We start from the raw sequence: 22,785 nt of genomic DNA on the forward strand, positions 1-22,785 counted from the left end.
AAAAAGGAGAGCCCCAAGTGAATCCAGATATAGGGAACCTAGTTGCTGTAACCCAAGCCTTAGACCAATCCGGCATTCGTTACTCGTTGGGTGGCAGTGGCTTAATGCTGAGCTTTGGTTTAACCAACACGGTGGGTGACTGGGATGTCATGGTTGAAGCCGCGAAAGATCAGGTCAAGAATGCGTTGCAGCACGAGCAAATCGAAGAAATAACGAGTGGGGACTACCCATTTGGCACGGATTATAAGCTAGTCGTACATCATAGTCATTTACCTCAGGTAGAAATCATCGGAGGACTCTCGATCTATACGGATGCAGGTCTATGCAGACTGCCCTCCATTCCGAGCTCTACGTGGAACAGTATTCAAGTTGGCAGCCCTGAAGTCTGGTATGTAGCGTATGCGCTTATGAATAGGAGCGCGAAGGCGGCGATATTGCTTTCCTATTTGAAAGAAGTCGGTGCCAATAAAGACATTCTGAACAGACTGATGAATGAACCGCTCCCTGATGCGATCATGGGAGAAATCAGGTTTCTGATCGAAACGTAAAAGGACGAATCAATGGCAAATCAAATCACAATTCAGGCATTAAAATATGGCAATCGGCAACATTACGAATGGAACACAACTTTATTAGAAAAGACGGATTCACATATTGTTGTACTAGGTGAGTACGGGAGGCAGCTTCATCATTACACGAAGCAAAGTGTATTTACGATTAATAATTGGTCCATTGAATTTTTCTCTTTTGATTCTTGGTTTACAGTTAGTGCCGAAGTTGTTGACGGTGAGTTGGGACAATTTTATTGTAATATCAACCAGCCAGCAGTAATGAAGGGGAACACCGTTTCTTTTGTTGATTTGGATCTAGATTATGTGAGAAGAAATGGTGTCTGGCAGGTTGTTGATGAGGATGAATTTGCTGCCCATACTATTCTATTCGGGTATCCAGTTGATCTCATCCAGCAAGCTGAGCAAGAGCTAGCGGCTTTAAAGGAAAAGGTCGTGAAAAAGGAATTTCCGTTTGATGGTTATCTCGAAAAGTTCATGAAGGATATTCCAAGGACATGCAGGTAATGATTACGGTACAAATGGTGCTAGATCGCCTTATTGAGCCTGTTGGAACCGACGTATTACAACCATATGAATTGTAACAGGTCACCAAAAGAGTGAGGAAGCAGGCATGCAGACCGTCGTGGAGATGGTACGCGAGGCGTTTCCTGAGGTGCACGTGATATTCATGGAGAGTCCACTTGCGGTACAACGGATTTGAAAATGACGAAATAGAAGCCCGCGTCACTTTAATTTTACCGATAAGAAGCTTGCTGCGCGTTGCGCGGCGGCTTCTTTTTGTTTGGAGAGAACCGCCGGACTACTAGATGGCAGAAGTAGTAGTAGCGTTCATACTTGAAGTAATGGCATAATTAGGAAAGTGATGAATCCTAGTAAGGATGAATGAGTTTGACGAAGGGGATTTGAGAATATGCAGCGGTTTAAGTATATGTATAAGCAATTTCTGAAAGAGCCACTATGGTTTAAAGTACTTGTCCTCACTACGTTGATTGTTTCGATTGTTTGTAGTAATTCTGGATTTTCAACGAATGTCCAAAGCGTAGCTAAATTCGCTGCGGCGATCTTTTTTTGCACTTATGCGATAAAATTACGAAGGCTAGTAAAGATTTCTGTTGCGTTTTATGTACTCGCAGGGATATGTCTGTATGTGGCTTGGGATCGACTATAAAAATAGAATAGCCATTTAAAAGATATTGAAAATGCTCTACTAGAGGGGCAAAGCCCGGAGGTTGGTTCTTGTGGGGATACGTTTGGCTGTAAGAATTAAATATGGAGGCCAAAGCAAAGGAGCTAAGCGCATTTAAGTCGCTTAGCTCCTTTTTATTCGTAGATGCTACTTCTTCTTCCTACGCTTGCTAATCAATGTGTTAGAAGCCTTCCCGTTCCCGCCGACGGCATGCTGCTGCTTCGTACCCGGACTTTGGATGGCGGAGTTAGTCCCACTCGTGCTGTACTTGCCAGCTCCGCTTGCCACCTGGGTAGCCGAAGCATTCGCAGCATGTTTGGGGAGTTTAACGATTTGATCGTTAATGACAACGATGATTTCTTTGCCTTTACGACGGATTTCGGTGAGGTTTTTGCTGCCAGATAACGTGCGTTTGGCACCTTTCACTAATCTGTTCTTCGCTTTGCCACCAGCTCCAACACTTTGTTGTTGTTGACTATGCGGAGATTTAATAGCGGCGTTGCTGCCAGCGGCACTGCTTCGACCTGCACCACTTGCCAGCTGCGTCGTGTTAGGAGCATTCGTAAATTGATGGTTGATCACGAATACCAGTCTATCGATGCCATGAATCGGCGATTGCGTAATGATACGTTTTTTTCCTTTTTCAATAATGATGGTGAGACGGTCTGATTTCATAGTCACACAGAACCTCCCCATAGGTGTTTTCTTTTAAGTATATGTCTGTAGGACAAATTGGTAAGGGATAGTTGCTGAGTGGGTGAAAAAAGAGCTGCGCGCTATACGCCTATGTAAACTGCCGAGTGCCGAGGTCTTTACGTCGATACACACTAAGCATGAGGCCGATAGCTATAAATTGAAAAATTACAAGTAATCCGGTATAGCTAATGAATGGAAGTTGAAACGAGCTATAGGGAGCTAGGCCGAGCGACATGAGCATGCTCCACGTATATTGCATTACAAACAGGGTCAATAGCCCAACTACTAATGCCTTTCCGTAGGGATCTCTTACCTTCCGTGATACGCCAACCGTCTGCTGGACGAACAGGACTACCATAATCACCAGGGCAATTCCAGCTCCCCAGCCAAAACAGTAGATGAGGAAAGGGAACATCATCTCGGATTGAAGCTCAGGCAGTTTGCTAAGCGGAGCACCAAAGCCATGTCCCCACCAACCAGCAGAATGTATTGCCATTTTGGACTGAGTGATCACATAATTCATACCTAACTTATCTTCATTTGGATGTGTAAAGGCGAAAAGACGTTTGGCATGATAGGATTGATAGCTTAATTTGAGTACGAACATTCCAAATGAAACGGACAAAAGACCGCAATGCGCAGCAAGGATGGCTCGCTTTTTTCGTAAAACCAGTAGCAAGGTCAGACATCCAATAATGAATAGAACGAAATTTGCTATTGAGTGTGTATATAAAATGAGCAAACTTGGCAGCCAGACAGTTCCTATGTTGAACCAACTATTCTGAAGGAATGCTCGCACGGCGGATTCGTTCGCAACAATTCTCTGTGGTGTGCTCCAAATACCAGCTAAAGCGATGAGAAGCAAGTAGGGAGATAGCGTAGAGATATTTAATTGAATAGATCCCCAATCCACAAACCCCCTAAGCCCTCCATACTCATTCCCAGTTAGTAAGCATAACTAAGTAACATAATTGTGCCGATATAGAGGACCCAGGAGTATCCAGCTAATTTACGATAGTTGCTAAAGCCGATCAACAGCATCAAGCATGAGCCTATGCCAAAAAAAACAACTTGTTTCATAGCAAGTGAACTGAGATTTTGACGGTAGGAGGCATTTTGAGCAGAAAATATGGCAACCAACCCGATTGACATGAGTAGAACGACGACACCAAGCAGCCCCCAATTAAAACGAGGTCGATGAGCAAGATGAAACTGCTGCCCGATCACACCAGGAGTCCCCATTTGAGCAATGGATTCTTTAACTGCTGTATCCAAATCAACCCCATTACTGAGCTTCTCTTCGATTAACTCCTGCAAATGACTCTCGAGCTCCGTGCGTACTTCTTTGTGGACTTCTTTCGCTTTGATTTCACGACAAACTTGCTTTAGGAAAGTTGTAATCTCCTCATGCTGACGAATACTATTCATACGCCGCCCTCCCCAAGTACACGATCTACCGTATTGCGAAAAAGCGACCATTCCTGCTTCTTGACTTTGAGCTCGCCCTTACCTTGCTTCGTTATGCGATAATACTTCCGCTTGCGCCCATCTTTCTCATCCCAGTAGGCTTCTACAAAACTTTCCGACTCGAGGGAATGAAGAATCGGATAGAGTGTTCCTTCCTTTAAGGTAAATACACCCTCGGAATGCTTCTCCATCTCTTTGGTCATCTCATAGCCATACATGTCCTTGCGATCCAAGAGAGTAAGAATCAGGATGACGGTGCTTCCTTTCATGAGCTCTTTACTGATTTTCATAGCTGGCTCCTTCTTAACTATAGGATTACGATGCATCGGATATCTATGTATAGTATAAAAAGAGGAATTAGATTTTGGCAAATTCCCACCAAAGATAAATTCAGTACACGAATCGGATAAAATCGGATATGTACAATGGTTTTTCAGCCCTTTATAATTGAGACTGATAATTATTATCAATTATAAAATAGGGAGTCAGCATCAGCATTCTAAATAGATGGCTTGTTCATCACCAGTGTGTGCTCTGCTGTACAAGGAGGAAGAAACCGATGAAATCTTTCAAAATGATGATCGTGCTGTTGCTAGCACTAGCTGTTACGGCTTGCGGCAGCGGGGCAACAGGCGGAAATGCAAGTAGTACGACGGCGTCACCAGAAGCGGCTAAGGCAACTGCTGCAGCTGCGGTAGAGAAAACAATTAAGCACGCAATGGGTACAGTTACTTTGAAGAAAAAGCCAGAGCGGATCGTCGTTCTGTTCAATGGTATGACGGATATTGTTACACACTTAGGCGTCAAGCCTGTCGGTTCGGTTGAATCATGGGAAGAGAAGCCATGGTACAACTATTTGAGATCCAATATGGAAGGCGTTAAGAACCTGGGTGAAGAAACGCAGCCGAACGTTGAAGCTATCGTAGCTTTGAAACCAGACTTGATCATTGGGACAAAAGCTCGCCACGAGAAAATTTATCCGCAATTGGAAAGCATTGCGCCAACGATCATCACAGAAGAGATTTTCGATTGGAAAGCGAATTTGAAGTATGCTTCGGATGCTCTTTATAAGGAGCAAGAAGGTGCGAAGATTTTAGCGGATTGGGACAAAGGGGTAGCAGAGTTTAAACAAAAAGCAGGGACGAAATTGGCAACATCCGAGGTTTCGATCATTCGTTTTGAAAGAGACGGCAGTGCACGTTTTTATGCAACAGGATTTGCTGGAACGATCTTCAAGGAACTCGGCTTACCGCGTCCGAAAGCACAAATTGTTGAAGGTAAAGCGGTAGTCAACATCACCTCCAAAGAGCAAATGTCGCAGTTGGATGGCGAGTATATTTTTGATATTACACGTCTGAACACGGAGGAACCTGCAGTAGAGAAATCACTTAACGATTGGACGTCTCACCCACTTTGGAAAAATCTCAAGGGCGTGAAAAACGGAAAATACTTTAAAGTAGACACGATTACATGGAACTTAGCGGGAGGCTCGATGGCAGCGAAAGCCATGCTAGCAGATCTCTACAAATATTTTGATATTAGATAGTTGAAACACTTAGGGATGAACGTTATGTTCATTCCTTTGTCTATAAACGCTGTGAGAAGTCCTCGAAGGATGGCGCAGCTGTTTATTTCAATTCCAAGGAGATTGTCATCATGAACCTTTTGAATACGAGCTTATGGAAAACCGTCGGGCTGTTCGCGCTGGTTCTTATCCTGCTTGGGAGTTTTGTTTCCAGCATTTTGTTCGGTGCGACGCAGTTTGACTGGCATACGGCGTGGGCTTCCATCTTTCATTACGACGAGAATATCAATGATCAAATCATTCTTCGAACAACACGTGTGCCGAGGGCCTGTATTGCCGCTGCCATTGGCGCTAGCCTAGCAATCGCAGGTACGTTGATGCAGACGCTCACACGTAATCCACTCGCTTCGCCGAGTGTTCTCGGAGTCAATGCGGGAGCAACGTTATTCGTTGTTCTTGCAGCAGTTGCGTTATCGATTTCATCGATGCAAGCCTTGATGTGGATCTCTTTTATCGGAGCGGCAGTCGGTGCCTTATCCGTGTATATCTTGGGTTCTTTTGGCCGAGATGGTTTAACGCCACTCAAAATTGTGCTCGCAGGCGCAGCCATGACCGCTCTGTTCTCTTCCTTCACTCAAGGCATCTTGGTACTGAACCAACAGGGGTTAAGCACGGTGCTGTTCTGGCTGACGGGTACAATTGCGGGAAGATCTCCGGATATGTTAATCACAGTAATCCCTTTCATGGCCATATGCTGGGTAGCTGCCTGGTTCATCGCGCGAGATATGAATTTACTTCTCATGGGTGAGGATACGGCTAAAGGTTTGGGTCAAAAGACAATTTGGGTCAAATCAGTCGCAGGCCTTCTGATCGTCGTGCTTGCGGGCTGCTCCGTGTCGGTCGCGGGTCCAATCGGATTCATTGGCATTGTCATTCCGCATATCTCTCGTTTTTTCATCGGTGGCGATCATCGTTGGGTCATTCCTTATTGTGCCGTACTGGGGGCGATTCTGCTCATACTGGCGGATTTGGCTGCAAGATTTATTATGATTCCTGAGGAAATGCCTGTAGGCGTTATGACGGCCATTATTGGTGCCCCATTCTTTATTTATATTGCGCGAAGGGGGCTTATCAAATCATGAAGGGTCATGTTCCGGTTCGATTGCGGCAAGGTAGGATTTCTTTTTTAGTCGAAAAGAAAGCATTAAAGATCTCCCTCTTGTTATTCGTGGTTTGTATCGTGATTGCGATAGTAAGCACGGGGATGGGAGAAATGTACATATCACCTATTAATGTTGTCAAAAGTGTTATAGGTATTGGTGCCGATGATTACACGATGGTCGTTCAAAAGCTCCGCCTTCCGCGCATTATCATTTCCATGTTAGTTGGCGCTGCGCTGGCTGCGGCAGGTGCGATCATGCAAGGGATCATTCGGAATCCGTTGGCATCGCCAGATATGATGGGCGTAACCGGTGGAGCTTCCGTGGCTGCGGTCACATTCCTTACGTACTTCAATGGCATGATCAGCATTCGGTGGTTACCGGTTTCGGCGATGCTGGGCGCTGCAGTTGTTTCTGTCATTTTGTATATGCTTGCTTGGAAAAAAGGGGTCACACCCATCCGCCTCATTCTAGTTGGCATCGGGATGTCCTCGCTGATGTCGGCTGGGACGACAATGATGATTGTCTTCAGTCCGAAGAACGATCCTGGCACAGCTTACTTATGGCTGACAGGTTCGGTTTATGCGGCGAATTGGGAAAATGTGATGACGGTACTGCCATGGACGGTCATCTTGATTCCACTTGCTTTTCTATTAGCACGCCATGTCAATATTGGACAGCTCGGAGATGATGTGGCAGCAAGCGCGGGAAGCGCAGTCGAGGTTAACCGCTTATTATTGCTGCTCATCAGCGTGGCTCTGGCGGGATCAGCTGTTTCCGTAGCTGGTGCAATCGGATTCATTGGCTTAATCGCACCGCATATGGCACGCAAATGGGTAGGCTCGAGCTTTGACAGCCTTTTACCCGTCTCAGCACTGCTCGGAGGCGCTATTGTGATGTTGGCTGATTTAGCGGGAAGAACGTTCTTTCTACCGCTGGATGTGCCAGTCGGTGTATTTACGGCAGCGGTGGGGGCGCCATTTTTCATCTATTTGCTGTACACCAAGCGAAATTCAAGATAGGAGTGAAGAGAGTGCCAACCTTGGAGACCAGAAATCTCAATTTGACCTATGGCAACGAAAATATCATCGAGGGGCTGAATCTGTCCATTCCCAAAGGAAAGATTACGGTATTGATCGGTTCTAATGGCTGTGGGAAATCAACACTCCTGCGTGCGATGGCTCGCTTATTGAAGCCAGCTCATGGCGAAATCATTCTGGATGGCAAGCATATCGCGGAAATTCCAACCAAAGAGATCGCGAAGCGCCTTTCGATTTTGCCGCAAGGCCCGATTGCCCCGGAAGGGTTAACGGTCTTTCAGTTGGTGAAACAAGGCCGGTACCCGTATCAGAATTGGCTGAAATCGTGGTCAGATGAAGATGAGCGAGCTGTGAATGATGCTTTGGTGGTTACCAAAACAACCGAATTGGCGGAAACCGCGGTGGATTCCTTGTCCGGCGGACAGCGTCAGCGGGCGTGGATCGCGATGACTCTCGCGCAAGGGACCCAAACCATCCTGTTGGATGAACCTACAACGTATTTGGATATGGCTCACCAAGTTGATATTTTGGATCTGTTGTTTGAATTGAATGAACGTGAACAGCGCACGATTGTTATGGTTCTCCATGATCTCAATCTTGCTTGTCGATATGCGCATCATCTCGTGGCGATCAAAGATAAATCCGTCTTTGCCCAAGGGAAGCCAGAGGATGTCATTAATTCGGAGCTTGTCCGGCATGTATTTGGCATGGAATGTGAAATTATCGGGGATCCATTCTTCGGTACGCCGATGTGCATTCCAAAAGGAAAAGGCCGGAAATCCGACAAGCTCGTATCTAAAAAAATAGAGGAGGAAGTTAAACATGAGCTTATCCGAAGTTAAACCATTGGGAACGGTAGCTGCGTTAATTAAAGAAAGAAGAACAATTCGTGAGTTCAAACAGGATCCTGTTTCGGACGCCTTGCTGCTTGAGTTACTGAATGTAGCGGTTTGGGCACCGAATCATGGGAACAGACAGCCTTGGCGTTTCGTTTTGTATAAAGGAGATGGACGTGAGATATTAGCGGATGCGATGCTCCAAACCTATGATGATGATGAGATGAGAGAAAAACACGGGAAACCCAAATGGAACGATTTCATGGCGATTCCCGTGCATCTCGTTGTGATTCTGAAAGAAGATACACGCCAGAAGCAATGGGATGAAGACTACGGTGCCGTCTGCGCCCTCATTCAAAATTTCCAACTAGCTGCCTGGGAGCAAGGGCTCGGTGTCGTATGGAAAACGAACAACTATAATTATGAAACCGAGTTCCAGCAAGTCGTTGGCTTAGAGGCAGATGAGAAAATCGTTGGCCTTCTGCATGTTGGATATCCAGCCTCGATTCCGACCGTTCAGCCTCGTAAGTCAGCGGAGGAAATGCTGACGATTATTGATTCTAAATAGCTGGATTTCATCCAGTTATTTCATGATTTTTCCGGCGAAATCATTATTTAGATGGATTATATGTAGCTATTTTCCATTGTTTTACCCAAATGAGGTTAATTCGAAGGAAATAACTACATTATTTCCAGTTATTTTAAAATTTCCTACCATATTGGCAAAAATAACTGTAGTTTTTGCAGCTAATCGCGGAGGCACGTCTCTCAATAACCCCTTTTCAAATAAATGGAAAGCATTTATACTGAATCTACTGATAATCATTATCAATGATAACCGTGAAAGGGGTTATAACTGCATATGCTGCCAGTTCAAGGACAGGAATATTCCCTTCTAATGCTTTCATCCATACGCAAACGTCGTTTCCACAAACGGAACACGCTGCATATTAAAAATATCCCAGGCGAGATGCTCCTTGTTGCCACACAAGGCAGAGGCATTCTTTGCATCGATAACCAAGCTATACCGATTAAGCCAAATCAGACCTTTTATTTAATTGGAAGTAAGCCAATTGAAGTGATGCTGGAGTCTGATTTCATCGAGTTCTATGTCTTAGTCATTAGACGCATGACAATTTCCAAAAAGAAAGGCAGTTGGCATTGTGCCAATGCGGCATCCGATTCCTCGCTTTTTCAGACGGGCAGGCTGCAGTTGAAACAAGGGAAGCAGCATCTCGAGAGCATAGAGCAGCTCTATGAAGAATGCCGTTCCAAGTCAGTTAAGGATCCAAGCATTCAGCTCAAATTTCAAAGTCTTATCCAGCAGCTGCCGGGGGAAGTACAGGAACCGATTGAGCTTGAGGATGCGTCAAAAGGTATTGATCAAAGCATCACGTATATGTACAAGCACTTTAATCACAAAATCAAACTAGAAACATTGTCGGACATCGCAGGATTGACGCCAACTTCCTACTCAAGAAGCTTCAAAAAAACGAAGAGGGTGTCACCTGTCGAATATTTAAATCACATTCGTATCGACGCTTCAAAAGAACTATTACAACAGCACGATCCCTCGATAAAGGATATTTCAACAGCTGTTGGTTTCGGGAATGAGTTTTATTTTAGCCGAATGTTTAAGAATAGCTTTGGTATTTCACCAACGATGTATATAAAAAGGAAACAATTGAAGGTGGCTGTCGCATCATGCTTTCGATTTCAGGATTGTTTGCGAGACCTTGGCGTGGAGGACACCTATGAATTAAATGGCTATCGACATTTGGAGTTAGGCATCGAGGAGAATAAACGGCGTACAGAAGTTCAATTAGCGGAGCTGCGTGACTATCGACCTGATTTAATCATTGCAGACTACAGGCATCTTCCGATTCATAATCAGTTAATGCTAATTGCACCAACGGTTATGGTGGATTTTTCAATGGATTGGCGCGCTTATTATGTGAGGATTGCTGAGTTACTTGGACGGGAAAAAGAAGCTCAACAAACGTTCAGTCAACTGGATCTACGGGTGAAATTTGCGAAAGACGCGTTAATGGATACGATTGGTCTTCAAAGTGTGTCAGTAATCCGATTATATAGTCGGAAAATTCGTGTGCAAGGCATGGTAGACCACCCGTTGAATCACTTATTATATGCAGAGCTTGGGTTGAAGCCAGGTAGTTGTGTGCCATTGAACGAGAGGACCAAGGATTTTGCAGTAGAAGTCATGCCGACATTTGATACGGATTTTCTCCTGATTGATAAACGACTTACTCCGCTAGAGGAGACTAATCAGTACATGAGTATGTTAAAAGGGACCTCTTGGGATGCGATGAAGGCTGTGCTGAAAAACCAGATCCGTGTGATTCCGAATTGGATAAGTATGAGCTGGGCCCCTAGCGGCCAAAACCAAATTCTTGATGATTTGCTGCATTGGCATGCCTGAAGGAATACGCGCCAGGTATTTCCACACTGTTGTTGTCCTATTTGGGTTGACGTAGCATATGTATGACATCTGCTCATTATAAATGGGATAGGAGAACATCATAGTGAGGAGAGTGCCTGTATTGTCAAATGAGTTCGTGTTGCGTTCATTGGATGAGGTCCGGTTCTGGTCGCGTATTATGAAGGAACATTCCTTATTTCTCAAACTGGGATTTCGATGTGAGGACACGACATTGATCCAAGAAGCGAATCATTATTATCATATTTTTGAGCATATCGAGGGTCGATCCCATGCTTATAACGAGTTGACAGATCCTGAACAAATTCGACGATTCAATACGGAAGTATCTTCGGCTGCTGCACATATTTATGCGTTCAAAAGAAAAATTCTAGGACTCATCATCCAATGCAAGCTGCCTGGCGGTAACAACTTTCCATTATTAGTCGACCATACGAGCCGTGAGGCTAACTATTTTCGCAACCGATTGCACGAATTAAACACAGGACGATTAGAACCGTTACCCGACGCGATTATTGATGAAAATATATTCTTCTTGCGCATCATGGCGGATCACGCCAAATTTATTGGTCACCTGTTGGACCCATCCGAACGTCAGTTGGTGGAACAAGCAAGGAATTTTAGTCATGATTTTGACCAACTTCTCTTTCAAGCCATTGATTTAAGCGGGATGAGGCCACAATCCCAAACCGACCCGCTGTTAGATCAGTTCCTTGACCAGAATCGTGTCTCGGTTGTTGCCCTCCGTGATTTCAAAAAGACAGCCCGCGATTTAATTGAAGCTTGCAAAATCAAAAGCATTATCCATCCCTTGCTGGCGGATCACGTGTTCCGGGAGGCGGAACGCTTCCTAGCGATCATTGATATGTTCGAGCAGTGCTTAACAGGCAATCCAATGATTGCGATGCGGGAGGAGCATCTGGGTCATTAAATGTAAGGGTACATCCATAGGTCAAAAGGCTACTTGCTGAAGCAAGTGGCTTTTTACTTTGCGTAGGCATTCCTTCAGAAGGAAACGAGGAAGTGATAGATTCGCGACAATGACTTTAGCAGGCAGTTGTCTCTAGTTTCTACTTCTAGGTCATTATACAGTGCTATTAGTGGAATTATTATAGAAATAGTATAAACAACTAGTCCCCTCTATGTTATATGAACATATTATGCTAATGAAACGGTAAGACATCTATCATGGAGGGAGGAATAACTAGAAAAACGTAACTTACAAGCGATTTTTGTTCACTAGAGAGATCTGTTAAACGTGGATAAATAAGATCTTCGTTAAGATCTTACTTTACCTTATCGAAAAGAGGTTGAATTATGATGCTGCAAGATTTCATGATTCCTATCACCATTTTGTCGTTTATATGCACCATTGCTTATATTATCTTTCGTCCAAATGTAAATGAATCTATTCCCGCAACCGTCGGCGCCATATTTGTCCTTCTAAGCGGTAGTGTTACTATACATGACTTGGGTAAAATAACTGAAACCATAGGTGGAGCAGCCGTAACCATTATGGCAACGATTGTTATGGCGATTGTTTTGGAGAGCTTCGGTTTTTTTTATTGGGCTGCAGAGAAGCTCCTAGAACGAGCGAAAGGATCAGGAATACGCCTTTTTTGGTACACTAATTTATTTTGTTTTTTGATGACCCTTTTTGTAAACAACGACGGTAGTATATTAATTACAACACCGATCTTACTTATGCTGCTACATCAATTAGGCCTTAAAAACCATCAAAAAATTCCTTATTTACTCTCCGGCGCTTTAGTTGCAACAGCTTCTAGCGCACCAATTGGCGTAAGCAATATTGTCAATTTAATTGCGCTAAAAATTGTTCATATGGACCTCTATATGCAAACAGCGATGATGTTTGTCCCTGCTTCACTTGGTCTTGTACTCCTTACACTCCTTCTATTTTTCAGTTTTTATCGCGTATTACCTCGCAAACTGGCACCAATTAAAGTAGGAGCCTTACATCAAACACATCCACTGCAAGATATTTCGTCACCGATTCCGATAGAGAATCGAACTAAATTCATGCGGAATATCTTAATCTTCGTATTCAGCGTTCGAATAAGCCTATTTGTTGCCTCTTTCATTCATTTTCCAGTTCCATTAATGGCTGTTATCGGTTCTACATTCCTGCTGGGCTGGCGTTGGTATTATTTGAAAATTGCGCCTACAGATATGATTAAAAAAATGCCTTGGTATATACTGGTTTTTGCCTTCAGTATGTATGTGATTATATATGGTTTGCATAATATCGGATTAACCCAAATGCTTATCCAGCTTATGCAACCACTTGTTTCGGGCAGTTTACTTGATGCAAGCCTAATGATGGGAGTTCTACTTACCATATTATCGAATTTATTTAACAATCATCCTGCATTAATGGTAGGAACGTTAACCTTGACGAACATGGGTCTTGACCCGCTTACCTTAAAAATTTCTTATCTAGCTGGTGTTATCGGCAGCGATATGGGTTCCCTTATTTTACCGATTGGGACGCTTGCAACTATCATGTGGATGCACATTATCAAGAAAGGGAAAGTAAAGTTGAGCTGGGCCGAGTACTTAAAGGTGACGATTACAGTCATTCCAATTACTCTTATTTTTACGTTAGTTATTCTAGCATTCTGGGTATCCTGGATTTATTAATTCGGCAGATATGATGATAACTGGAGGTTATTCGTATGCGTGTGCTTCAACAATTTGTTGGCCAACAAGTGATTGTTGAAATTTCTGGAAATAATAACTGTATGGGTAAAATAATTGATTTAGGGCTTGATATTATGGTTGTGGTTAATAAACAACAGTTCTATTATATCCCCTTAGTAAACGTACAGAATGTTAGATTGAATTCAGAGTCCAGAATGGAAACTGAGCTCATATCTGATGAAATGCCAATTGATTATCAAGAGGATAGCCTCTCATTTCGAAAGATATTAAATAATGCAAAGGGTCGATTTGTCGAGATTTATGTAACTGGCAACAAAACAATACATGGCTATTTAACTAGTATTATGAATGACTATTTTGTCTTTTACTCCCCTGTCTATAAAGCCATATTTGTGTCTATGAACCACTTGAAATGGTTAATTCCTTATCATGCTCACCTCACACCGTACTCGCTAAATAATCAATCACTACCTTTGAATCCTATCAACGTATCCTTATCAAGAACCTTTGAAGGACAATGTGAAAAACTGAAAGGAAACCTAGTCGTATTTGATTTTGGAGATAACACGAAAAAAATAGGCTTACTTCACAAAGTGGAGAATGGTTCCGTAGAATTGATTAATGCCAATGGAGATAAAGTCATTTGGAATCTGCAGCATTTAAAAACGGTGTACACACCATGATTGAAGAAGTGTATTGCTGCGGAAATAAAAAAAACGACCTTCTGGGAGAAGGTCGATCGAAAAAAAGGTTGAATTATGCATTCGCACACCTTATCTTATGAAAGTAAGCGCTGGATCGTTTGGGTTACTAACTAGACGAATAAACATTTTGAATATCGTATTAAGGTGAAAACGCACCCGTCCAAGAAGGACGGGTGCGTTTATTTTGGCAGGGACCCCAAATAAGATTCTCCCCAATCTTTCAATTGTGCAAGCAGTGGAATTAAGGATTTTCCTGACTCTGATAAAGTGTACTCAACCCTGGGCGGAATTTCCGGATAAATCTTACGCGTGATTAATCCAACATCCTCCAATTCTCTTAGCTGCCTAGTCAGTGTGCGCTGCGTTGCATCTGGTACTATTCTTCGAAGTTCATTGAAACGTTTGGTTCCTTGCTCGGATAAGTGGTACAAAATAACGATTTTCCACTTTCCACCAATGAGACGAACAGCTGCTTCGACCGGACATGGCTTATCTATCTCCATTTTTACTTCCTTTCCAGTATCCAAAAGGATACTATCTGCCATAATTGTGCGTACTTCCATGATTCTTCTGTAACCTTTATTATGAATTCAAGGATCTTGAATTACAATAATTCCTATCAGAAAGGTTGCGATAAAATGAGTGATCACAATGAAAGAATACTGGTGTACGGAGCAGCAGGCGTACAAGGGAATGCAGTAGCCAAGCAATTACTAGAAATTGGGTATGATGTTCGTACTTTAGTTAGAAGTGAGGCCAAAGCAGAACAATTAAGATCCCAAGGTTTCAGCGCAGTGATTGGCGATTTAGCCGATGTGAACAGTTTGCACGCTGCACATCAGGGAGTAAGCAAAGTATTGTTGCTCTTACCCGTTGATTTCAATTTGAATCGTTTAAAGAATTATGTGTCTAACGCACTTGAAGCTGCGAAACGAGCTAACATAGCGCTTTTAGTATTCAATGCTAGCATCTTCGTACCTGAAACAACTAGTGACTCAACGGCATTAGAAATCAAACGTGTTCTAATAGATGAAGTGAAGAACAGCGGTATACCGTCCATTATTTTACTTCCAACACTCTATTTGGAGAATTTATATATACCGGGTATCCTAGCAGGAAGCACACTTGCCTATCCTGTTCCTTCGGAAAGTCCGATTCCCTGGATCAGCATTGCTGAAGCGGCTGCTTTCTCTGTTGAAGCCCTCCAAAAACCTGAGCTTTCTGGACAAACGATTGCGATCAGCGGCGCTGAGCTCTTAACAGGAAATCAGTTAGCCCAAAGCTTTTCTCATACACTGGGTCGGAACATTCAGTTCGTATCGCTTCCTATAGAGGCATTTGAACAAGCGATCAAGCCGTTTGTGGGGGAGGAAACAAGCGCAGGACTGAGCAGCTTATATCGTTGGATTGCGGACAATCATGAACAACTACAGAAACAAGGGGATGCGAAGCAGCTCCCACGTTCATTGGAATCCAGAAAACCCTTATCTTCATGGATTGAACAATCCGTTCGTCTAGGCTTTTTCTCGTCCTAATTATTCATTGTAATGAGGTGAATTGGCACCTATGAGTCTTATATCCGATAAAACTTATAGGAATATAAGAAAATAATATTGACGAAGTTTCATCCAAAGTGGTACTCTAGAAATGTGACCACCGTATGAACGGAGACACTATTCTCTTTCGAGAGAAAAGTGTCTTTTTTTTTTCCACATAAGAATGGATAAGTTTCCGATACTCGGAAGATCAAATTCTTATTGGCGATAAAAACAACCTCTAAACGCGGTCGCACATCTTCGAACGACTTCGATAGAAGTTTTTCTCATTTAAAAAGGAGTTGAACCTGATGAGCCAACCGTTGTTGAAACTCGAGCATGTGAACAAAACTTTTCAGTCCAGTAAAGGGTCTGTTCAAGCCTTGCACAATATTCAGCTGCAAGTGAAAGAAGGGGAATTTATTACAGTCATAGGACCTAGCGGCTGCGGCAAAAGCACGCTGCTCAAGATTATCGCTGGACTGGATGTTGCGCATACCGGCGAGGTTCAACTGGGCGGTCAGGTGATACAAGGACCAGGCATTGACAAGGGCTTCATTTTCCAAGAGCCAAGGTTGTTTCCGTGGTTGAATGTCGAGAAGAATATCGCCGCTGACCTTTCGCTCAGAGACCCTGAAGTGCGCAAGAAAGTGGATGAACTGATTAAACTCGTTCGCTTGGAAGGCTTTCAGAAGTCGTTCCCGAAAGAGCTTTCTGGTGGAATGGCTCAACGTGTAGCCATAGCGAGAGCCTTACTCCGTAATCCGAAAGTGCTGCTGCTTGATGAGCCGTTCGGTGCACTAGATGCTTTTACGCGAACGCACATGCAGGAAGTGCTGATTGATATTTGGCAAAAAAATAAAACGACAATGATATTCGTGACACACGATATTGATGAAGCGATCTATTTAGCCAATCGTGTCGTGATCCTCAAACCGCGGCCTGGCGCCATAAGGAACATCGTGCCCATCGATCTGCCGATTCCGAGAAAGAAGACGACAACGTCTTTTCAGGAGCTGCGGCTTAAGGTACTCAGTGAATTCGAGAAAATTGAAGAGCTAGAATTAATAGATAGTTCCGGCATTTAAGGAGAAAGGGGGAGATCTCTATGAGCCAACAAGGACAATTGGTAGGTGTTGATCAACAGAGATACAAGCAACGAGTTAATCGAGTGCTTCTTGGCGCTTTGGTACCAATACTCGTACTGCTTTCTTGGCAGATTCTAGGCCATTTGGGTGTGATTTCATCCTTGCTATTTCCAACGCCGCTTCGCATTATGAATGCAGGCATTCGACTCATTCAAACAGGTGAGCTCTATGACAATATTAAAATTAGTGTCGTCCGAGCACTTTCAGGTTTTTTACTAGGCGGTTCTTTGGGCCTTGCCTTCGGGATTCTCGTTGGTTTATTTCGTAGAACGGAGAAAGCGCTAGATCCTACTGTCCAAATGCTTCGCATGGTGCCTCACTTGGCGATCGCTCCCTTGTTTATTTTATGGTTTGGTATTGGCGAAACAGCCAAAGTTCTTCTCATTGCCAAAGGGGCATTTTTTCCACTTTATATCAATGCTTTCTTGGGTATCAGAGGCGTGGATAACAAGCTTTTTGATGTGACACGTGTGTTAGGTTTTAGCAAATGGAAGCAAATCATCCGGTTAACGATTCCCGGAGCGCTGCCACATATTTTACTAGGCGTTCGTATCTCATTAGGTGTGTCTTGGCTTGGACTTGTTGTGGCTGAATTAATGGGATCGACCGCAGGGATCGGGTATATGATGTCGGATGCGCGGCAATTTTCCAAAACACCCGTTGTGTTCGTTGGTATTCTCATATTTGCCGTTTTCGGTATCGTTGCGGACTCCGCTGTTAGGCTGCTTGAACGTAAATGGCTTAGATGGCAAGACAGCTATAAAGGGCATTGATCTCTTAATAGATATACCGTACAAAGCTAAGGGGGAGAAGGTATGAGCAATCGTGTCGAGGCACTAAGCCAAGCTGCGCAGGGCATCAGGAAATCGAAAGGTCAGAAGCTAGAGCTTGTTCGGATCAAATGGTTGTGGGAGAGAGTGAACGATTTCGTTATCGGCGGGATCTTGCCCTTATTACTCCTTGTCATTTGGCAAGTATCAGGGGATTTGGGGCTGTTTTCACCGTCCTTTTTACCCACACCGTTACAAATTGCTGCGGAATTTCGTTCACTAATCGCTTCGGGTGATTTGACCCAGCATTTATCGATTTCCCTACAACGCGCCGTCATCGGCTTTCTAATTGGTGGATCTATCGGGTTGTTTTTTGGCTTTATCGTTGGTTTTGTTCAAAAGCTGGAGTTCATGCTGGATCCTTCCTTTCAAATGCTGCGCATGATTCCGCATCTCGCGATTGCGCCGTTAATTATTCTTTGGTTCGGTTTTGGCGAGGTTTCGAAAATCGTGATCATTGCGAACGGTGCCTTTTTTCCTATGTATATCTATACCTTTCTCGGCATTCGAAATGTGGATCACAAATTATTCGAGGTTGCTCAAGTGCTGAATTTCAGCAAGTCGAAGCAAATTTTCCGTTTGATCCTCCCTGCTGCCTTGCCTGGCATCCTCTTAGGCTTACGCTTATCCGTGGCTATTTCTTGGCTGGGCCTCGTCGTAGCGGAGCTGATCGGTTCGCAGGAAGGGATTGGCTTCCTCATTAACTATGGCAAACAAAATTCAAGTGCTGAGCTTATTTTCGTAGGGGTTATTATTTTTGCGGTTATCGGTAAACTCGTAGATTCACTAGTACGTTGGCTAGAAAGAAGATGGCTGAGCTGGCGGGACAGCTTCCAAGGCTAAGATACATCAAGGAGGGGTAGCGATGAGCTCGGGCAAAATTACGAAATTAGTAGCCGATGTCTTAGTCATCGGTGGAGGTCCTGCCGGGGCTTGGGCAGCTTGGAGCGCGGCCCAGCAGCATGCGAAGGTCATCCTCGTAGACAAAGGATTTTTAGGATCCAGCGGAGCTACCGCACCAGGAGGCACGAATTTGTTGTACCTGCCGCCAGATCCTGAACTGAGAGAGAAGGCAGTCCAACAGCGGTACAAGGAAAGTGGGTATTTGGCAGAGCCTGCCTGGATTCACCGTGTGCTTGATCAAGTGTATGAAAGCTTGCTACTCGTGGAGAAGTGGGGTTATCCGTTTCGCCGTGATGAGCAAGGCGTGCCTTTGAGGGATCACTTACAGGGACCGGAGTATATGAAAATAATGCGCAAGCAGGTTAGTCGTGCAGGAGTGAAGATTCTTGATCAATCGCCAGCCCTAGAGCTGCTCGTCGATGAGCATGGGGTTGGAGGTGCTAGAGGTATCTCGCGATTGGATGATTCCGAATGGGAAATTCAAGCGAATGCCGTTGTGATTGCAACGGGGGGATGTGCTTTTCTAAGCAAAGGCTTGGGCTGTAACGTCCTTACTGGAGAGGGTGTTCTGATGGCGACGGAACTTGGTGCCGAGCTATCTGGCATGGAGTTTACGCGCCAGTATGCGCCAAGTGCGGCTTTCGGTACGGTGACTCGTGGACGGCTGCTGAACTGGGCAACTTATACGGCGGAGGATGGTACGGTACTGCAAGGCGGAGGCCCTAGAGCGGGGGATTTTCTGCCGAAAATGCTGAGCAAAGGTCCGGTTTACGCGGTGCTAAACCACGCGGATACGGAAGAAAAGCAGCAAATCCTGCGAAAATCGCATGCGATTTTCTTCGTGCCCTTGGATCGCGCAGGCATCGATCCCTTCACAGAGCGGTTCCCGCTCACGCTTCGCTATGAGGGAACCGTCCGGGGGACAGGCGGCATCCGCCTCACCGATGAGAGCTGCGCCTCAACGGTACCAGGCCTTTATGCCGCTGGCGATGCAGCCACCCGTGAACGCGTCACGGGTGCCAAGTCAGGCGGAGGCGCGTTCAACGCCTCCTGGGCCATCTCCTCCGGCACGTGGGCAGGTAGCGGAGCTGCGAAGCATGCGCTGGCGCTGGGGCGCAGCGCAAGAGATCTGCGACCAGCAGGCCGCTACGGCCTGGTCGACCCTGAAGCAGCCCCCGATCGCATCCTCGATGCGGGGGGCTTGGTAGAGGCAGTCCAGCGGGAGGTATTCCCGCTGGACATCAATTATTTCCGCAGTGAGCCCGTGATCCGTCAATCGCTGGCGCGATTGGACGATCTGTGGGCGAGCCTGCGGGGGACGGCCGTGCACCCGACGGTGCAGGGTCGGGTTCGCGCACGCGAAGTCGCCGCGATGATTGCGACGGCGAGGTGGATGTACACCGCTGCGCTCGCACGCAAGGAGACGCGGGGCTTGCATTCGCTTCAGGAGTATCCAGACATGGACCCTGCGCAGCAGTACCGGCTGATTATCTCGGGGATTGAGGAGATTGAGCTGCGCAAAGAGCTGGCGGCGGATCAGGAGGTTGCGGCACGATGATTGAATTCGTAAGTACGGAACGGTGTGTGGGTTGCACGCTATGCGTGAAGGTGTGTCCGACCAACGTTTTTGATAAAGGGATTGATGGTATTCCGAGCATCGCAAGGCAGGAAGATTGCCAGACTTGTTTTATTTGTGAGGCGTATTGTCCCGTGGATGCTCTGTATGTATCACCGTTTGAATCTCCTTTGGAGGAAGTGCCGACAGAAGCGGAGTTGGTAGAGGCCAATCTGCTGGGCAGCTGGCGAGAAACACTCGGCTGGGGTAAGGGGCGAACAACGTTGGCGGAGTTGGACACAACACCTTTTATAGATCGCATTTTACCTTCAAGACGATAAGTTAGTCGTAATAAATAGTATTGACGAGTTTGAAATACGGTGCTACTATAGCTTTAATCTCAGTAAACAACTTGGTTTTATCGACATAAAATTGAATACCCAGTCCAACCGTACAAACGGAGGCGTTCCTACATAAAGGGATGCCTCTTTTTATTTTCATTTTAGGGGAGGTCATGTAGATGGCAAAGGTTTTGGAAGAGAATGAATTACGTCTCGCTGCGGATGTATTGGTAATTGGTGGTGGTCCTGCGGGAACATGGGCGGCCTTAACGGCTGCAACGAACGGTTCCAAGGTCATTTTGGTTGACAAAGGCTATTGTGGAACGAGCGGAGCAACAGCACCATCGGGTACGGGGGTTTGGTACGTCAAGCCCGACGAGAAGCTGCGAGAGGAAGCCAGAGCGAGTCGATATTTATTGGGAGGCAAGCTGGCAGAGATCCCTTGGATGAACCGGGTGCTCGATCGGACCTATGAGAATATGAATAAGCTTGGCTCCTTGGGGTATCCATTTCCGAAGGATGATATCGGCGATCCTTATAAGCGCGGTTTGCAAGGGCCTGAATATATGAAGCTGATGCGCAAATTGGTTCAAAAAGCAGGCGTACGCATCCTCGATCACAGTCCCGTGCTCGAATTGCTTGCCGATGAGCATGGCGTTGGCGGTGCAACCGGCGTAAGAACGCAGAGCGGGGAGACCTGGACGGTGCGTGCAGGAGCGGTAGTGATCGCGACGGGTGGCTGTGCTTTTTTGAGCAAAGCATTAGGTACGAACGTGTTGACTGGGGATGGCTATCTATTAGCTGCTGAAGCCGGGGCCGATTTCTCAGGGATGGAATTCTCGAATGCCTACGCGATCTGCCCGACCTTCTCTTCCGTAACCAAAACAGCGTACTATCGTTACGCCTCCTTCTACCACGAAGATGGTTCCATTGTAGAAGGCGCAGGGTCACAACGTGGCCGCTCGATCATTGCGCGGAATTTGCTGCAAGGCCGTCAGGTTTACGCCAGCTTGGATCAAGCGCCAGAAGAGATTCGTCCCTTACTGCGTGTGAATCAAACGAATTTCTTCCTGCCTTTCGATCGACTTGGCATCGACCCGTTCAAAGATAAGTTCCCTGTTACCCTTCGCTTAGAAGGCACGGTGCGTGGAACTGGCGGTATTCGCATCGTTGATGAGCAATGTTCAACCATTGTCCCAGGCTTATATGCGGCTGGCGATGCAGCGACGCGTGAGCTGATCTGTGGTGGTTTCACAGGAGGTGGCAGCCATAATGCGGCCTGGGCGATGTCTTCTGGTTCATTTGCAGGGGAAGGTGCTGCGAAATTTGCCAAAGATCTTGGAGATAAAGCGGATAATCGTACACTTAAAAGCGTCTCAACGACAACGTTCACGAAGTCGGGATCGGGTCAGATTTTAAGCAAAACAGGCGAAGCCATTCAAGCGGTACAAGAGGAAGTCATGCCATATGACCGCAATTTGTTCCGTACGCAGAAAGGGTTGGAAGGCTCAATCAATCGTCTGGATGGACTTTGGAACGACTTGCGTGAACGTGTGACGACGTTAGATATTGCAGGTGTTCGTCATCGTGAAGCGGCGGCTATGACAGCTACGGCCCGTCTTATGTACAACACGGCACGCGAGCGTACTGAAACGAGAGGGATGCATAAGCGTGAGGATTTCCCTGAGACCGATGCTGCGCAAGGGTACCGCTTAATTAGCGGAGGATTGGATCAGGTATGGACGAAAAAGGCTGAAGTGAACAAGGAGGCTGTTACCCCATGATTGAGTTAGTCAGCGAGTCCAAATGTGTAGAATGCAACCTCTGCGTGTCGGTATGCCCAACGAATGTATTTGATCGTGTGGAAAATGGGATTCCGGTCATTGCTCGGCAAAGTGATTGCCAGACCTGCTTCATGTGCGAACTGTATTGCCCAGCGGATGCGCTCTATGTGGCGCCAGACGCTGAAGGACTGATGCATGTAAGCGAAGAGAGCTTAGATGAACAAGGATTCTTTGGTGGTTATCGGGAGAAAGTAGGCTGGGGGAAAGGGCGTAAACCAGTCGCCGAACATCCTTATATGTATGAATTAGCGAAACTAACTTCTATTGGGTAAGACTGTGGATACCCTTTTGTGGTCAATTTGA

The 22,785-nt window shown here is 45.5% G+C and carries 24 protein-coding genes and 1 pseudogene; 20 read left to right on the forward strand and 5 right to left on the reverse strand.

Going from position 1 to position 22,785, the window contains the following annotated elements; translation table 11 throughout:
* Positions 1–17: 17 nt before the first annotated feature.
* From ACSQ8P_RS06670 to ACSQ8P_RS06680, 3 genes are all read left to right on the forward strand, one after another.
* On the forward strand, positions 18–548 hold the full coding sequence (locus tag ACSQ8P_RS06670; protein ID WP_436234486.1) for a hypothetical protein: 531 nt from the start codon (positions 18–20) through the stop codon (positions 546–548).
* Between the two features lie 12 nt (positions 549–560).
* Complete coding sequence (locus ACSQ8P_RS06675) at positions 561–1,076, forward strand: DUF402 domain-containing protein (RefSeq protein WP_436234487.1); 516 nt, start codon at positions 561–563, stop codon at positions 1,074–1,076.
* A 406-nt stretch (positions 1,077–1,482) separates the two neighbouring features.
* Positions 1,483–1,740, forward strand: a complete 258-nt coding sequence (locus ACSQ8P_RS06680; RefSeq protein WP_436234488.1) for a hypothetical protein — start codon at positions 1,483–1,485, stop codon at positions 1,738–1,740.
* Positions 1,741–1,905: 165 nt separating this feature from the next.
* On the opposite strand, the gene ACSQ8P_RS06685 is transcribed toward ACSQ8P_RS06680, so the two are convergent.
* From ACSQ8P_RS06685 to ACSQ8P_RS06700, 4 genes and pseudogenes are all read right to left on the reverse strand, one after another.
* Positions 1,906–2,433 (reverse strand): hypothetical protein, encoded by a 528-nt coding sequence (locus tag ACSQ8P_RS06685; RefSeq protein ID WP_436239469.1) that lies wholly within the window; start codon positions 2,431–2,433, stop codon positions 1,906–1,908.
* A gap of 109 nt (positions 2,434–2,542) precedes the next feature.
* A pseudogene (locus tag ACSQ8P_RS06690) lies at positions 2,543–3,388 on the reverse strand (FtsW/RodA/SpoVE family cell cycle protein); the annotation flags it as partial.
* Between the two features lie 11 nt (positions 3,389–3,399).
* The gene (locus ACSQ8P_RS06695) at positions 3,400–3,882 is read right to left on the reverse strand and encodes a permease prefix domain 1-containing protein (protein WP_436234489.1); all 483 of its coding nucleotides are present in this window, start codon (positions 3,880–3,882) and stop codon (positions 3,400–3,402) included.
* Complete coding sequence (locus ACSQ8P_RS06700) at positions 3,879–4,211, reverse strand: PadR family transcriptional regulator (RefSeq protein WP_436234490.1); 333 nt, start codon at positions 4,209–4,211, stop codon at positions 3,879–3,881. Before ACSQ8P_RS06700 ends, ACSQ8P_RS06695 begins: the two co-directional genes overlap by 4 nt.
* A 269-nt stretch (positions 4,212–4,480) precedes the next feature.
* Here ACSQ8P_RS06700 and ACSQ8P_RS06705 point away from each other — a divergent pair, with 269 nt between their 5' ends.
* The 9 genes from ACSQ8P_RS06705 (at position 4,481) to ACSQ8P_RS06745 (ending at position 14,305) form a co-directional block, all read left to right on the forward strand.
* The gene (locus ACSQ8P_RS06705) at positions 4,481–5,467 is read left to right on the forward strand and encodes an ABC transporter substrate-binding protein (RefSeq protein ID WP_436234491.1); all 987 of its coding nucleotides are present in this window, start codon (positions 4,481–4,483) and stop codon (positions 5,465–5,467) included.
* Positions 5,468–5,577: 110 nt separating this feature from the next.
* On the forward strand, positions 5,578–6,588 hold the full coding sequence (locus tag ACSQ8P_RS06710) for a FecCD family ABC transporter permease (RefSeq protein WP_436234492.1): 1,011 nt from the start codon (positions 5,578–5,580) through the stop codon (positions 6,586–6,588).
* Positions 6,585–7,628 (forward strand): FecCD family ABC transporter permease, encoded by a 1,044-nt coding sequence (locus ACSQ8P_RS06715; protein ID WP_436234493.1) that lies wholly within the window; start codon positions 6,585–6,587, stop codon positions 7,626–7,628. Before ACSQ8P_RS06710 ends, ACSQ8P_RS06715 begins: the two co-directional genes overlap by 4 nt.
* Positions 7,629–7,639: 11 nt before the next feature.
* Positions 7,640–8,488, forward strand: a complete 849-nt coding sequence (locus ACSQ8P_RS06720) for an ABC transporter ATP-binding protein (RefSeq protein WP_436234494.1) — start codon at positions 7,640–7,642, stop codon at positions 8,486–8,488.
* Positions 8,469–9,050, forward strand: coding sequence for a nitroreductase family protein (locus tag ACSQ8P_RS06725; protein WP_436234495.1), 582 nt, complete (start codon positions 8,469–8,471; stop codon positions 9,048–9,050). The genes ACSQ8P_RS06720 and ACSQ8P_RS06725 overlap by 20 nt, the downstream gene beginning before the upstream one ends.
* Before the next feature lie 294 nt (positions 9,051–9,344).
* Positions 9,345–10,922: a helix-turn-helix domain-containing protein gene (locus ACSQ8P_RS06730; RefSeq protein WP_436234496.1), complete on the forward strand. Its 1,578-nt coding sequence runs from the start codon at positions 9,345–9,347 to the stop codon at positions 10,920–10,922.
* Positions 10,923–11,043: 121 nt separating this feature from the next.
* Entirely contained in the window at positions 11,044–11,871 is an 828-nt protein-coding gene (locus ACSQ8P_RS06735; protein ID WP_436234497.1) for a DUF2935 domain-containing protein, read from the forward strand.
* 386 nt (positions 11,872–12,257) lie between these two features.
* Positions 12,258–13,601, forward strand: coding sequence for an ArsB/NhaD family transporter (locus ACSQ8P_RS06740; RefSeq protein ID WP_436234498.1), 1,344 nt, complete (start codon positions 12,258–12,260; stop codon positions 13,599–13,601).
* 35 nt (positions 13,602–13,636) lie between these two features.
* On the forward strand, positions 13,637–14,305 hold the full coding sequence (locus ACSQ8P_RS06745; protein ID WP_056623309.1) for a hypothetical protein: 669 nt from the start codon (positions 13,637–13,639) through the stop codon (positions 14,303–14,305).
* Between the two features lie 200 nt (positions 14,306–14,505).
* Here ACSQ8P_RS06745 and ACSQ8P_RS06750 read toward each other — a convergent pair whose 3' ends face one another.
* Positions 14,506–14,871 carry a winged helix-turn-helix transcriptional regulator gene (locus tag ACSQ8P_RS06750; protein ID WP_436234499.1) on the reverse strand — a complete coding sequence of 122 codons (366 nt, stop codon included), beginning with the start codon at positions 14,869–14,871 and terminating at the stop codon, positions 14,506–14,508.
* Positions 14,872–14,964: 93 nt separating this feature from the next.
* Here ACSQ8P_RS06750 and ACSQ8P_RS06755 point away from each other — a divergent pair, with 93 nt between their 5' ends.
* From ACSQ8P_RS06755 to ACSQ8P_RS06790, 8 genes are all read left to right on the forward strand, one after another.
* Complete coding sequence (locus ACSQ8P_RS06755) at positions 14,965–15,861, forward strand: SDR family oxidoreductase (protein ID WP_436234500.1); 897 nt, start codon at positions 14,965–14,967, stop codon at positions 15,859–15,861.
* A gap of 311 nt (positions 15,862–16,172) precedes the next feature.
* Positions 16,173–16,949, forward strand: coding sequence for an ABC transporter ATP-binding protein (locus ACSQ8P_RS06760; protein ID WP_436234501.1), 777 nt, complete (start codon positions 16,173–16,175; stop codon positions 16,947–16,949).
* A gap of 20 nt (positions 16,950–16,969) precedes the next feature.
* Complete coding sequence (locus tag ACSQ8P_RS06765; protein ID WP_436234502.1) at positions 16,970–17,782, forward strand: ABC transporter permease; 813 nt, start codon at positions 16,970–16,972, stop codon at positions 17,780–17,782.
* A gap of 42 nt (positions 17,783–17,824) precedes the next feature.
* Positions 17,825–18,682 (forward strand): ABC transporter permease, encoded by an 858-nt coding sequence (locus tag ACSQ8P_RS06770; RefSeq protein ID WP_436234503.1) that lies wholly within the window; start codon positions 17,825–17,827, stop codon positions 18,680–18,682.
* A 22-nt stretch (positions 18,683–18,704) separates the two neighbouring features.
* Positions 18,705–20,300 carry an FAD-dependent oxidoreductase gene (locus ACSQ8P_RS06775; RefSeq protein ID WP_436234504.1) on the forward strand — a complete coding sequence of 532 codons (1,596 nt, stop codon included), beginning with the start codon at positions 18,705–18,707 and terminating at the stop codon, positions 20,298–20,300.
* Positions 20,297–20,638, forward strand: a complete 342-nt coding sequence (locus tag ACSQ8P_RS06780; RefSeq protein ID WP_236290689.1) for a 4Fe-4S dicluster domain-containing protein — start codon at positions 20,297–20,299, stop codon at positions 20,636–20,638. The genes ACSQ8P_RS06775 and ACSQ8P_RS06780 overlap by 4 nt, the downstream gene beginning before the upstream one ends.
* A gap of 179 nt (positions 20,639–20,817) precedes the next feature.
* The gene (locus ACSQ8P_RS06785; RefSeq protein WP_436234505.1) at positions 20,818–22,422 is read left to right on the forward strand and encodes an FAD-dependent oxidoreductase; all 1,605 of its coding nucleotides are present in this window, start codon (positions 20,818–20,820) and stop codon (positions 22,420–22,422) included.
* Positions 22,419–22,754 (forward strand): 4Fe-4S dicluster domain-containing protein, encoded by a 336-nt coding sequence (locus tag ACSQ8P_RS06790; protein WP_056623328.1) that lies wholly within the window; start codon positions 22,419–22,421, stop codon positions 22,752–22,754. The genes ACSQ8P_RS06785 and ACSQ8P_RS06790 overlap by 4 nt, the downstream gene beginning before the upstream one ends.
* Positions 22,755–22,785 lie beyond the last annotated feature (31 nt).

The sequence above is a fragment of the Paenibacillus sp. LjRoot153 genome (assembly GCF_964253085.1).
Lineage (GTDB): Bacteria > Bacillota > Bacilli > Paenibacillales > NBRC-103111 > Paenibacillus_E.

What these genes read in the sequence shown, in the direction of transcription:
- ACSQ8P_RS06675 (WP_436234487.1), top strand. Translation starts at nt 561, where the DNA reads ATGGCAAATCAAATCACAATTCAGGCATTAAAATATGGCAATCGGCAA.
- ACSQ8P_RS06680 (WP_436234488.1), top strand. Translation starts at nt 1,483, where the DNA reads ATGCAGCGGTTTAAGTATATGTATAAGCAATTTCTGAAAGAGCCACTA.
- ACSQ8P_RS06685 (WP_436239469.1), bottom strand. Translation starts at nt 2,433, where the DNA reads ATGAAATCAGACCGTCTCACCATCATTATTGAAAAAGGAAAAAAACGT.
- ACSQ8P_RS06695 (WP_436234489.1), bottom strand. Translation starts at nt 3,882, where the DNA reads ATGAATAGTATTCGTCAGCATGAGGAGATTACAACTTTCCTAAAGCAA.
- ACSQ8P_RS06700 (WP_436234490.1), bottom strand. Translation starts at nt 4,211, where the DNA reads ATGAAAATCAGTAAAGAGCTCATGAAAGGAAGCACCGTCATCCTGATT.
- ACSQ8P_RS06705 (WP_436234491.1), top strand. Translation starts at nt 4,481, where the DNA reads ATGAAATCTTTCAAAATGATGATCGTGCTGTTGCTAGCACTAGCTGTT.
- ACSQ8P_RS06710 (WP_436234492.1), top strand. Translation starts at nt 5,578, where the DNA reads ATGAACCTTTTGAATACGAGCTTATGGAAAACCGTCGGGCTGTTCGCG.
- ACSQ8P_RS06715 (WP_436234493.1), top strand. Translation starts at nt 6,585, where the DNA reads ATGAAGGGTCATGTTCCGGTTCGATTGCGGCAAGGTAGGATTTCTTTT.
- ACSQ8P_RS06725 (WP_436234495.1), top strand. Translation starts at nt 8,469, where the DNA reads ATGAGCTTATCCGAAGTTAAACCATTGGGAACGGTAGCTGCGTTAATT.
- ACSQ8P_RS06730 (WP_436234496.1), top strand. Translation starts at nt 9,345, where the DNA reads ATGCTGCCAGTTCAAGGACAGGAATATTCCCTTCTAATGCTTTCATCC.
- ACSQ8P_RS06740 (WP_436234498.1), top strand. Translation starts at nt 12,258, where the DNA reads ATGATGCTGCAAGATTTCATGATTCCTATCACCATTTTGTCGTTTATA.
- ACSQ8P_RS06745 (WP_056623309.1), top strand. Translation starts at nt 13,637, where the DNA reads ATGCGTGTGCTTCAACAATTTGTTGGCCAACAAGTGATTGTTGAAATT.
- ACSQ8P_RS06750 (WP_436234499.1), bottom strand. Translation starts at nt 14,871, where the DNA reads ATGGCAGATAGTATCCTTTTGGATACTGGAAAGGAAGTAAAAATGGAG.
- ACSQ8P_RS06755 (WP_436234500.1), top strand. Translation starts at nt 14,965, where the DNA reads ATGAGTGATCACAATGAAAGAATACTGGTGTACGGAGCAGCAGGCGTA.
- ACSQ8P_RS06760 (WP_436234501.1), top strand. Translation starts at nt 16,173, where the DNA reads ATGAGCCAACCGTTGTTGAAACTCGAGCATGTGAACAAAACTTTTCAG.
- ACSQ8P_RS06765 (WP_436234502.1), top strand. Translation starts at nt 16,970, where the DNA reads ATGAGCCAACAAGGACAATTGGTAGGTGTTGATCAACAGAGATACAAG.
- ACSQ8P_RS06770 (WP_436234503.1), top strand. Translation starts at nt 17,825, where the DNA reads ATGAGCAATCGTGTCGAGGCACTAAGCCAAGCTGCGCAGGGCATCAGG.
- ACSQ8P_RS06775 (WP_436234504.1), top strand. Translation starts at nt 18,705, where the DNA reads ATGAGCTCGGGCAAAATTACGAAATTAGTAGCCGATGTCTTAGTCATC.
- ACSQ8P_RS06780 (WP_236290689.1), top strand. Translation starts at nt 20,297, where the DNA reads ATGATTGAATTCGTAAGTACGGAACGGTGTGTGGGTTGCACGCTATGC.
- ACSQ8P_RS06785 (WP_436234505.1), top strand. Translation starts at nt 20,818, where the DNA reads ATGGCAAAGGTTTTGGAAGAGAATGAATTACGTCTCGCTGCGGATGTA.
- ACSQ8P_RS06790 (WP_056623328.1), top strand. Translation starts at nt 22,419, where the DNA reads ATGATTGAGTTAGTCAGCGAGTCCAAATGTGTAGAATGCAACCTCTGC.